Below are 9,875 nucleotides of genomic sequence, written 5' to 3'. Positions count from 1 at the left end.
TCGGGCGGAAGTCCGGGCGCGGGTTCTACACCTACGACGGGGTCGACTCGCCGAACGTCGTGTCCGATGTGGACACGCCGGAAGAGGTCGGCGGACCCACGCGGGACCTCGGGCGGGTCGGGGTCGTCGGGACCGGGACCATGGCCACCGGCATCGCGGAAGTCCTTGCCAGGAAAGGGTTCGACGTCGTGCTCCGGGCGCGGAGCACGGACCGGGCGGAAATCGCGCTCGGGAAGGTGCGCAAGTCGCTCGACCGCCAGGTGAGCAAGGGTCGACTGTCCGAAGAGGACCGGGACGCGACGGTCGGCCGGATCCACGCGGCCACGGAGTTCGACGAGCTGGCCGACTGCGACCTGGTCATCGAGGCAGTCGCCGAGGAGCTGGCAGTCAAGCGCGAGGTCTTCGGGGCGCTCGACAAGGTGCTCAAGCCCGGTGCCATCCTCGCCACGACCACGTCGTCGCTGCCCGTCATCGAGTGCGCGGCCGCGACGTCACGCCCCGCGGACGTGGTCGGGCTCCACTTCTTCAACCCGGCGCCGGTGATGAAGCTCGTCGAGGTCGTGCGCACGATCTCGACCGCCGACGACGTGGCCGCGACGGCGGACGCGTTATGCCGGGCGCTCGGCAAGCACCCCGTCCACTGCGCGGACCGGGCCGGTTTCATCGTGAACGCGCTGCTGTTCCCGTATCTCAACGACGCGGTCAAGATGCTCGAGGCGCACTACGCCGACGCGGACGCCATCGACACCGCCATGAAGGTCGGCTGCGGGCTGCCGATGGGGCCGTTCGAGCTGCTGGACGTCGTCGGCCTCGACGTGTCGCTCGCCATCGAGCGGTCGCTGTACTACGAGTTCCGCGACGCCGGCTTCGCGCCGGCGCCGCTACTGGAACACCTGGTCACCGCCGGTCGGCTCGGCCGCAAGACCGGTAAGGGTTTCCGGGACTACTGAGTCACCCGCAACCGCAGGCGCCGCCGCAGCAGCCACCTCCGGCCGGCGCGGCGGCCCCGTCGCCACCACGGCCCAGGGACACCATGGACAACAGCTTGACCGTGTCGTCATGACCCTCCGGGCAGGGCGCGGGGGCCGATGACTCACTCATCGAGCGACGCACCTCGAAGGTGGTCGCGCACTCCTTGCAGCGGTACTCGTACGTCGGCACGCGTCAATTGTGCCCTGCCGCTAACGTGACGTGGTGTGCCTCGTCGTAACCGTGACCGCCGCGAGCCCGTCAGGGAGCTGGGCAGCGCGGGCCTGCAGCGGTCGGAGTCCGCGGCGGACGGCGACTGGCTCATCCGCAACGTGAGCGGCACGAGCACCACCAAGACCTACCGCTGCCCGGGCTGCGACCACGAGATCCGCCCCGGCACCGCGCATGTCGTGGTCTGGCCCGCCGACGAGCTGGGCAGCGTCGCGGACCGGCGGCACTGGCACCAGAGCTGCTGGCACGCCCGTGCGCACCGCCGCCCCACCCGGCGCCGATAACGCTACGAAAACTTCCTGAAAGGCGTCGAACCGACGCTGTCTCCTACGACGTGTCTGTGAAAGCAACCGGACAGACCAGCCAGGAGATACCGATGTCGCACCCACTCGGCGCCCTCGCGGACAACATGACCGCCTACGCCATCTACGCCACCGCCCAGTCCGAGATGCGCCGCGCCTACACCCTCATCGAGACCGGTGACCTCGACGCCGCCGCCAACGAGGTCGAGTCCGCCGCACACGCCGCCGAGGTCCTGGCCAGGGCCTCCACGGAGCTGGACCGCATCGCGCACTGGCGCAGAGTGGCCGCCGCCCGCCAACGGTTCGCCGATCAGCTGCGTACCGAACTGGTGGCGGCCTGAGTTGCCCCGGCCACCGCCCATTGGGCTTTGGAGAAGTACGGACGGAGCAGGCCGTTGGTCTCCGTCGCCAGGAGCGTGCGTGGGTTGCACAAATAGACCTGTGTGCGTCTTGGTGCCCGGAACGTGTCCGGGACCAGCTGACTCCGCCCAGCGTGAATCTCAGACACCGCCCATTTGATTCGTCAAACGGCGCCCCTAACTGTGGGCAGCCCCCACCCGATCCCGGGGGCACCCCGCCACGCCAGTCTACCGGCTGGCACTGACGAAAACGCTGGTCGGCGTGGGGTGTGGATGAGTTTCACCCGGTGGGGTCGAGCGAAAGGGACTTTCGTCAGCGGGGGAAGGTGCGGGCCGCGGCCAGGAAGGCGTCGTTCTCGGCGGGGAGGCCGATTGTTGCGCGGACGCCCTCGCCCGCGAAGGCGCGGATGATCACCTTCTGGTCCATGCAGTGCTCGTTGAACGCGGCCGTGCGGTCACCCAGGGGGAGCCACACGAAGTTCGCCTGTGACTCGGGGACCTCGTAGCCCATCTCGACCAGTGCCGCGTGTACGCGTGGGCGTTCCTCGACGACCTCCCGGCAGCGGGCCATCAGCTCGGGTTGGGCCGCCATGGCGGCGATGCCCGCCGCCTGCGCCACCCGGTTCACGGCGAACGGGATGCCGACCTTGCGGACCCCGGCGGCGACGTCCTCGTCCGCGACCAGGTAGCCCAGCCGGATGCCGGCCAGCGCGTACGCCTTCGAGAACGTTCGCAGCACGGCCACGTTCTGCCGGTCGAGGAACGTGAGACCGTCCGGTACGTCCGGGTCGGTCACGAACTCGCGGTACGCCTCGTCCAGCACGACCAGCACGTTCGAGGGCACGCGGTCCAGGAACGAGGTCAGCTCCGCGGTGCGCAGCGCGGTGCCCGTCGGGTTGTTCGGGTTCGCCACGAAGATCACGCGTGTGCGGTCGGTGACGGCCGCGAGCAGGCCTTCCAGGTCCAGCGCGTGGTCGACGTTCGGCACCTTCACGGCCTGGGCCATCGCGATCTGCGTCACGATCGGGTACGCCTCGAACGACCGCCACCCGAACAGGACCTCGTCACCCTCGGTGCACAGGGCCTGCACGACCTGCTGGCACAGGCTCACCGAGCCGCTGCCGACGGCCAGCTGCGGGCGGTCGACGCCGAAGTGCTCCGCCGTGCGGTCCAGCAGGTCGTCGCAGCCCATCGCGGGGTAGCGGTTGACGTCCGCGGCCGCCTCGGCGATGGCTTCGAGCACGGACTGGGGTGCCGCGCCGGACAGCTCGTTGCTGGAGAGGATGACCGCGCCGGGAACCTTCCGGCCGGCGATGTAGTCCGGAAGCGACGCGAGGTCGGCTCTGACCGTTACAGGCATGCTCGCATCATGTCATCCCGGTAGCCGGAAGAAGCAAGACAGCGCGCCCTGGAAGTGCGCCTCCCGCACCAGCGTGGCGCCCAGCTTCTCCGCGACCCGGCGGGCCGCGGTGTTCGTGGTCGGCGTGATGATCAGGATCGGCAGCCCGGGGAACGTGTGGTGACCCCACTCGACCGCGGCCGTGACCATCTCCGGGGCGTAGCCGTGCCCCCAGAACCGGGGGAACAGCCGGTAGAACACGTTGAGGTAGGAGCCGTCGTCCGCGTAGGCCAGCTGGAGGCCGCCGAAGCCCGTCAGCTCACCCGTCGCCGCCAGCTCGATGGCCCAGTAGCCGAAGCCGAACTCCGCCCAGTGATCGAGCCAGGACGAGAACAGCTGCCGCGAGTGCGCCGGGTCGCTGACGCCCTCCGGCCGGTGTCTCGTCGCGTCGGGGTCCGCGTGCAGCGCGATCATCGCCGCGGCGTCCTGGGGCACGACCTTGCGCAGCACGAGCCGCGCGGTCGTGATCCGCTCCGGTCTGGCGCCCTCCGAAACCTGCGTCACCGCTCGATGCTAACGATGACCACCGACATCCACCGGTTCAGAAGAGCAGGCCTGCCCCATCGGTCATTCGAGCCAGCGGGCCACCGCGCCGGTGAACTCCTCGGGCACCTCCAGCGGCGGCAGGTGCCCGGCGCCGGCCAGCGTCACGACCTCCGCCTTGGGCATCAGCGCGGCCAGCGCGTCCGCCTCCTCGGCCGGGATCAGGGTGTCCTGCTCACCACGCACGATCAGGGTCGGCACGTCCGCGGCCCGCAGCAGCTCCGCCGAGTCGGGCCGGGCGGCCATGGCCCGCTGTGCCCACGCGATGGCGGCGCCGTCCTGTTCGGACACCAGCGTGCGCACGGTGGCCACGACGTCCGGGCGGCGCTCGTGGGTCTCCGCGCCGAGCAGGTTCGCCAGCATGGCGTCGGCGACGAAACCGGCGCCCTCGGTCTCGGCGCGGGCGGCCATCGTCTCGCGGTTGGCGCGGCCGGCGTCCGTGTCCGCGCTCGCCCGGCCCGACACGAGGACCAGGCCCGCGACCAGCTCCGGAGCGGCCCGCAGGACGGCCATGGCCACGTAGCTGCCCATCGAGCAGCCGCCCACCAGCGCGCGCCGGCCGGACAGTGTCGCGACGACGTCGTCGGCGACGCGCGCGAGGTCCGGCTCGTCGGCGCCCAGCGGGGTACCGCCGAAGCCGCGCTGGTCCGGCGTGATCAGCTCGACGTGCTCGGCGATGCCGACGCCGTCCCACATCCGGTGGTCGAGCGGGAAGGCGTGGAGCAGCACGAGCGGCGTGTCGGGGAAGCGCATGCGTCCATCCAAGCATCGCGGGCGGAGCCGGTGGGGCAGGCAGAGGACGCGGTCAGCGCCTGCGCCGCCACCGTGACGTGGTGCGTTCGTCGTCCGGCGCCAGGGGGACGTGCGGCTCGTCCTCGTCGCCGCCGGTCAGGCCCAGCAGCTCGGCCGTGAAGTCGGCCAGGCTGGACGGTCGCTCGTCGCCCGCGCGACGCAGGGCCGCCGAGCGCAGCCGGTGGTAGCCGCGGACCGACACCGGCCGCAGCGGCCGCACCGCGTAGCCCGGCTCGCGCTCGAGGGCCTCGGTCATCTCCAGGTCGACGAGCACCGTGCCGGGGCGGGCGACCGAGGTGAGGCGGCTCGCGATGTTGACCACCGGGCCGTAGACGTCGCCGAAGCGGCTCAGGACCCGGCCGTACGCGAGGCCGGCGCGCAGCGTCGGCACGCCGTCCGCCTGCTCGGCGCGGGCGATCAGCGTCAGCGCGATCTCGGCGCCGTCGGCGGGGGAGTCGGCGACGAACAGCACCTCGTCACCCAGCATCTTGACGATCCGGCCGTGGTTCTCGGCGACCACGTCGGCGGCGAGCGCGTCGAACCGCTCGACGACGTCGACCAGCTCCTTCTCCGTCGCGCGGCGGGTCAGCGAGGTGAACCCGACCATGTCCGCGAAGCCGACCACCTCGCGGCGCTCGTTGACCTCCTCGTCGGGAGCGGCGAGCATGCGACCGGCGTAGGCCGCCAGGTGACGGCGCCACACGTAGTCCTGCAGGGACTCCAGCTCCGGCGTGAGGTGCTCGACGAGCCGGGCCAGCTGGCGCTCGTCCGCGCGCAGCTCCGGGTTGGCGGCCAGCACGTCACGCAGCATGAGGACCTGCGACTCGGCCAGCCGCGACATGTGCTGGCCGATCATGCGCGCGGTCGAGGCGGCGAGCGCCGGGTCGAGGATGCCGTTCTGGATGAGCTGGGCGGTGCGGCGCAGTGCCTCGACGTCGCCGTCGGTGAACACGGTCGCGTCGTCGTCCTGGGTGGCGAAGCCGAGCGCACGCCACAGGGCGCTGGCGCGTTCCTCCGGCACGCCGGACAGCTCGGCGACCTGGGCACGCGTGTACTGCCTGCCGCCGCCGAGCAGGACACTCTCGATGGCCTCCTCGCTCACACCGACCCCTCGCAGGCCTCGGGGCGCCGCTCGCGGTCGCCCGGTGTCGGACGGTTCGCTCCGCGGGTTCCACTCACGTCGTGTGGACGATGAGGACGTCGACCTTCGACTTGCGGGCGGCTTCCGCGGGGACCGAGCCGAGGATGCGCCCGGCCAGCGTGTTGAGACCCCGGTTGCCGACGACCAGGAGGTCGGCGTCGCGTTCCTGGACGACCTTGATCAGGGTGGGGACCGGTTCGCCGTCCACGACCACGGTGTCGATCTTGGTGGCGCCCTGCTTCTTGGCACGCTCCGCGGCGGTGCGGACGGAGTCCTCGGCCGGGGTGGAGCCGACCACCTGGTAGGCCACGTCGGAGCCCAGCTCGTCGGTGGCCTTGCTGACCTCGTCCGGGCGGGCCGGGTGGTAGGCGCACGCGATGACCAGGGTCGCGCCGCTGTCGGCGGCGATCCGCGCGGCGCGGTCCACGGCCAGGTAGGACGAGTCGGACCCGTCCGTGCCGACGACCACGGTCTGGTAAGCCGTCATGTGTCCTCCCGTTAACTACTCGCGAGTAAACCTACCGTGATGTCGTGGGCTTGTGCACGCGGTAGCGCTGTGTCGTTTTCCCGCCAGATCCTGGTGTTCCGCCGCGGGAGTGTTGGGGTATGAGCGAGTACTTGATCCACCCTGTGAACGAGCGTGGTCCTGGTGGGGTTGCGGTGGCCGCCGGCGGCGGGGAGCCGTTGCGGTGCTGCCTGCGGGACGCCGTTGCCGGGGAGTCGGTTGTGCTGTTCAACTACGAGCCCGCGCTGCCTTCTCGGAGTCCCTATCAGGAGAAGGGGGCGGTGTTCACGCATGCCTCGGATTGTGATGGGCCTGCTTCTTTGACCTCGTACCCGGCGGAGTGGGTGGGGAGGCCGCAGGTGTTGCGGGCTTACGACGCGCGCGGGTGGATTCATCCGGCTACGCATGTGCATGACGGGGGTGATCCGGATGCGGCTATTGCTTCTGTGTTGGCGCATCCGGAGGTGGTTGAGGTGCACAGTCGGAATGTTGCTTATGGGTGTTTCATGTTTCGGGTTACTCGGCGGTGAGTTGGTTTTGGGGCGGCCTTGCGTGCCCGGTGTTTGACGGGTCGTGGTTCCGCTGTTCGGTGGGTTCGGTGGTGCGCGCGCTGCGTCCTCGGTGTTTGGTGGGTTCGGTGGTGCGCTGTTTGATGGTTGGTGGTGTGTGTCGCGCCCTCGGTGTTCGGTGGATGGTGGTGCGCGCCTCGTCCTAAGTGTTCGGTGGTGGCGGCGGGATTGTACGGGCGGCGACTCACGCGTCAAGGGCGCCTTCGGCGTCGGGCTTCGCCCGATGTCGCTTCGCTCCACCCTTGACCCGCGAGCCTCCGCCGCCCTGGGCAGGCCCCTTCGGGGGCAGGCTGGCGCCTGCCTGCCTTGCCCCGCCACCACCACCGAACCGCCTAGCGGGGAAGTCTGTTCCGCCACCCTGGCCACAGAGCTGGGTCCGGCTCCGTCACCTTGAGCACGGGGCTCAGGTCGCCTTCGTCACCTGGGGCTTGGGTCGGCTTCGCCACCTTGGCCACAGGACTCGGGTTCGGCATCGTCACCTTGGCCACCGGGGCTTGAGTTGCCCTTGTCGCCTTCGGCGCGGGATTTCGGGCGCCTTCGCCGCTTTTGCCATGCGGCTTGAGGTCGGGCGCTTCGCGTAGGCAGTAGCTTTTATGCTTCTGGCTACTCGCCGATGTCCTCGTACCAGAGGTCTGGATGGGCGGCTATGAAGTCCTCCATCAGTTTGATGCAGGTTTCGTCGTTTGCCACCTCTATGCGGACGCCGTGTTCGGCCAGCCATTCGTGGGCGCCGGTGAAGGTGGTGGATTCGCCGATGATCACGTGGGGGATGTTGAACTGGCGGACCAGGCCGCTGCAGTACCAGCACGGGGACAGGGTTGTCACCATGATCGTGTCGCGGTAGTGCCTTCTGCGGCCCGCGTTGCGGAAGGCGGCCGTCTCCGCGTGCATGGAGGGGTCGTCGTCCTGGACGCGGCGGTTGTGGCCTCGGCCCAGTAGTTCGCCGTCGGCTGTGTACAGGGCCGCGCCTATGGGGATGCCGCCCTCCCGCAGGCCCTGGCGGGCCTCCTCGACGGCTGCCTTCAGCAGGTCGGTCACCGGGCGATGCGCTTCGTCTTCTGGTCTGCCACGGACTTCGGGATCGGGACCTCGTCCGGGGCGCCCGCGGCCTCCCACTTCTCCTTCGGTGGGCCGGGGAGGGGGTTGCGGTCGCGCGGGGCCGGGCTCGGCTTGGCGCCCGCGTCCGCCGCGTCGGCCAGTTCCTCCGGCAGGGGTTCGAAGGCGGGGACGGCGTTCTCCAGGTAGGCGTGGGCGTCGACCACCAGTTCGCGGGCCTGGGTGAGCTGCTCGGCGACCTTGGCGCGCAGCTTGCGCAGTGCCGCGACACGTTGGGCGGCGTGGTTGATGCGGCGGTTGGCCTCGTCGGTGGCCTCGCGGACGCGCCGTTCGGCCTCGGTCGCCGCTTCCTGCAGGCGGGCGGTCGCCTCGGTGATGGCCTCGTGGCGGCGGCGGTTCGCTTCCTCCGTCGCTTCGCGGACTCGTCGTTCCGCCTCCGCCTTGGACGTGGCCTCCTGCTCGGCCAGTGCGCGCATGGACTCGGTGCGGCGGGAGGCCATCGCGATGTCGAAGTCCTCTTCGACCTGCTGGCGGCGGGCCGCGGCGGCGATCTCCGTGGCCTCCGCCTCCGCCTTGGCCTTCGCGATCAGTTCCTCGGCGTCCCGGCGTGCGATCTCCAGCACACCGGCGTGCTCCTTCTCCATCTCGATGCGGCGCTCGTCGAGCTCGCGGAGCTTCACCTCGTGCTTGCTCTTCAGGTCCTCGGCCTCGGCCTGGGCCTTCGCGCGGGTGTGGTCGGCCTCGGCGGTGGCCTTGGCCCGCATCTCCTCGCACTCTTCCTGCGTCAGGCGCAGCATCCGCTGCAGACGCTCGGACAGGCCCTCCAGCGTCGTCGGCGGCTGGGCGAGCCGCTCGACCTGCTTGTTCAGGTCGTCGATCGTCGTGCGCGCCTGTTCCAGCTGTGCGGTCAGCTCGGCAGCCTGCGTCGCCGCCGCGTTCCGGTCGGCGGCGAGGATCTTCAGCTGGCTGTCCAGTTGCTCGAGGTGTTCCTCGACCTGCATCCGGTTGTAGCCGCGCTTGCTGATGTCGAAGCCGGCTCCCAGTGGTACAAGATCACGTTCTTCGCCCAGCGCCATGGCACCACGCTACCTTGCCCGTCACCCCGGCACGGGTCGACGGCGTTTCAAACTCCCCGAAAACGGTTGATCGCCGAAAGATGTTGCTCCCGCAACCGGTGATCCCGCACACCGAGACCCTCCTCCGGCGCCAGGCACAGCACGCCGACCTTGCCCTGGTGGAGGTTCCTGTGCACCTCGTAGGCCGCCTGCCCGGTCTGCTCCAGTGTGTACACACCGGACAGTGTCGGGTGGATCTTTCCCTTGGCGATCAACCGGTTCGCCTCCCAGGCCTCGCGGTAGTTCGCGAAGTGCGACCCGATGATCCGCTTCAGGTTCATCCACAGGTACCGGTTGTCGTACTGGTGCAGGAACCCACTGGTCGACGCGCACGTGACGACGGTCCCACCGCGCTTGGCCACGTACACGCTCGCGCCGAACGTCTCCTTGCCCGGGTGCTCGAACACGATGTCCGGATCGTCCCCGCCGGTGAGCTCCCGGATCTTCGCCCCGAACCGCTTCCACTCCTTGGGGTCCTGGTTGTGCTCGTCCTTCCAGAACCGGTAGCCCTCGGCGCTGCGGTCGATGATCAGCTCGGCGCCCATCTTCCGGCAGATCTCGGCCTTCTGCGGGCTGGACACCACGCACACGGGCGTCGCGCCGCCGTTCACCGCGAACTGCGTCGCGTACGAGCCGAGACCGCCCGAGGCGCCCCAGATGAGCACGGTGTCGCCCTGCTTCATGCCGGCGCCGTTGCGGGAGACCAGCTGCCGGTACGCGGTGGAGTTCACCAGGCCAGGGCAGGCGGCCTCCTCCCAGGTCAGGTGCGCGGGCTTGGGCATCAGCTGGTTCGACTTCACCAGCGCCAGCTCGGCAAGACCGCCGAAGTTCGTCTCGAAACCCCAGATCCGCTGCTCGGAGTCCAGCATCGTGTCGTTGTGCCCGTCCGGAGAC

General features: G+C 70.0%; 13 protein-coding genes. 4 read left to right on the top strand and 9 right to left on the bottom strand.

Going from position 1 to position 9,875, the window contains the following annotated elements; genetic code table 11:
- Positions 1-950: 3-hydroxyacyl-CoA dehydrogenase family protein (locus tag ACJ73U_RS09600; protein ID WP_407777199.1), on the top strand; the 950-nt coding region annotated here is incomplete at its 5' end.
- A gap of 1 nt (position 951) precedes the next feature.
- Here the strand turns inward: ACJ73U_RS09600 and ACJ73U_RS09595 are convergent.
- Positions 952-1,161, bottom strand: a complete 210-nt coding sequence (locus tag ACJ73U_RS09595) for an FmdB family zinc ribbon protein (protein WP_407777198.1) — start codon at positions 1,159-1,161, stop codon at positions 952-954.
- Positions 1,162-1,196: 35 nt separating this feature from the next.
- Here ACJ73U_RS09595 and ACJ73U_RS09590 point away from each other — a divergent pair, with 35 nt between their 5' ends.
- Positions 1,197-1,484: a hypothetical protein gene (locus ACJ73U_RS09590; RefSeq protein WP_407777197.1), complete on the top strand. Its 288-nt coding sequence runs from the start codon at positions 1,197-1,199 to the stop codon at positions 1,482-1,484.
- A 92-nt stretch (positions 1,485-1,576) separates the two neighbouring features.
- A complete protein-coding gene (locus tag ACJ73U_RS09585; protein WP_407777196.1) occupies positions 1,577-1,843 on the top strand; it encodes a hypothetical protein in 267 nt (88 codons plus the stop codon).
- A 331-nt stretch (positions 1,844-2,174) separates the two neighbouring features.
- Here the strand turns inward: ACJ73U_RS09585 and ACJ73U_RS09580 are convergent, their stop codons facing one another.
- The 5 genes from ACJ73U_RS09580 to ACJ73U_RS09560 form a co-directional block, all read right to left on the bottom strand.
- The gene (locus ACJ73U_RS09580; RefSeq protein WP_407777195.1) at positions 2,175-3,221 is read right to left on the bottom strand and encodes a histidinol-phosphate transaminase; all 1,047 of its coding nucleotides are present in this window, start codon (positions 3,219-3,221) and stop codon (positions 2,175-2,177) included.
- A 12-nt stretch (positions 3,222-3,233) separates the two neighbouring features.
- Complete coding sequence (locus tag ACJ73U_RS09575) at positions 3,234-3,764, bottom strand: GNAT family N-acetyltransferase (RefSeq protein WP_407777194.1); 531 nt, start codon at positions 3,762-3,764, stop codon at positions 3,234-3,236.
- Positions 3,765-3,827: 63 nt separating this feature from the next.
- Positions 3,828-4,556, bottom strand: coding sequence for an alpha/beta fold hydrolase (locus ACJ73U_RS09570; protein ID WP_407777193.1), 729 nt, complete (start codon positions 4,554-4,556; stop codon positions 3,828-3,830).
- 52 nt (positions 4,557-4,608) lie between these two features.
- Positions 4,609-5,697 carry an adenylate/guanylate cyclase domain-containing protein gene (locus tag ACJ73U_RS09565; protein WP_407777192.1) on the bottom strand — a complete coding sequence of 363 codons (1,089 nt, stop codon included), beginning with the start codon at positions 5,695-5,697 and terminating at the stop codon, positions 4,609-4,611.
- Positions 5,698-5,770: 73 nt separating this feature from the next.
- Positions 5,771-6,223: a universal stress protein gene (locus ACJ73U_RS09560; protein ID WP_407777191.1), complete on the bottom strand. Its 453-nt coding sequence runs from the start codon at positions 6,221-6,223 to the stop codon at positions 5,771-5,773.
- Between the two features lie 119 nt (positions 6,224-6,342).
- Here ACJ73U_RS09560 and ACJ73U_RS09555 point away from each other — a divergent pair, with 119 nt between their 5' ends.
- Entirely contained in the window at positions 6,343-6,771 is a 429-nt protein-coding gene (locus tag ACJ73U_RS09555; RefSeq protein ID WP_407777190.1) for a DUF1203 domain-containing protein, read from the top strand.
- A 642-nt stretch (positions 6,772-7,413) separates the two neighbouring features.
- On the opposite strand, the gene ACJ73U_RS09550 is transcribed toward ACJ73U_RS09555, so the two are convergent.
- The 3 genes from ACJ73U_RS09550 to ccrA form a co-directional block, all read right to left on the bottom strand.
- A complete protein-coding gene (locus tag ACJ73U_RS09550; protein WP_407777200.1) occupies positions 7,414-7,839 on the bottom strand; it encodes a nucleoside deaminase in 426 nt (141 codons plus the stop codon).
- 5 nt (positions 7,840-7,844) lie between these two features.
- Entirely contained in the window at positions 7,845-8,942 is a 1,098-nt protein-coding gene (locus ACJ73U_RS09545; protein ID WP_407777189.1) for a chromosome segregation protein, read from the bottom strand.
- 47 nt (positions 8,943-8,989) lie between these two features.
- The coding region (ccrA, locus tag ACJ73U_RS09540; RefSeq protein ID WP_407777188.1) for a crotonyl-CoA carboxylase/reductase at positions 8,990-9,875 on the bottom strand (886 nt) is incomplete at its 5' end.

Origin of the sequence: Actinophytocola sp. (assembly GCF_045807065.1) — a bacterium.
Taxonomy (GTDB): domain Bacteria; phylum Actinomycetota; class Actinomycetes; order Mycobacteriales; family Pseudonocardiaceae; genus Actinophytocola.
The sequence above is the reverse complement of the archived record's forward strand: the minus strand, read 5'-3'. Positions and strand labels throughout refer to the sequence as shown.

What these genes read in the sequence shown, in the direction of transcription:
- ACJ73U_RS09585 (WP_407777196.1), top strand. Translation starts at nt 1,577, where the DNA reads ATGTCGCACCCACTCGGCGCCCTCGCGGACAACATGACCGCCTACGCC.
- ACJ73U_RS09580 (WP_407777195.1), bottom strand. Translation starts at nt 3,221, where the DNA reads ATGCCTGTAACGGTCAGAGCCGACCTCGCGTCGCTTCCGGACTACATC.
- ACJ73U_RS09570 (WP_407777193.1), bottom strand. Translation starts at nt 4,556, where the DNA reads ATGCGCTTCCCCGACACGCCGCTCGTGCTGCTCCACGCCTTCCCGCTC.
- ACJ73U_RS09560 (WP_407777191.1), bottom strand. Translation starts at nt 6,223, where the DNA reads ATGACGGCTTACCAGACCGTGGTCGTCGGCACGGACGGGTCCGACTCG.
- ACJ73U_RS09555 (WP_407777190.1), top strand. Translation starts at nt 6,343, where the DNA reads ATGAGCGAGTACTTGATCCACCCTGTGAACGAGCGTGGTCCTGGTGGG.
- ACJ73U_RS09545 (WP_407777189.1), bottom strand. Translation starts at nt 8,942, where the DNA reads ATGGCGCTGGGCGAAGAACGTGATCTTGTACCACTGGGAGCCGGCTTC.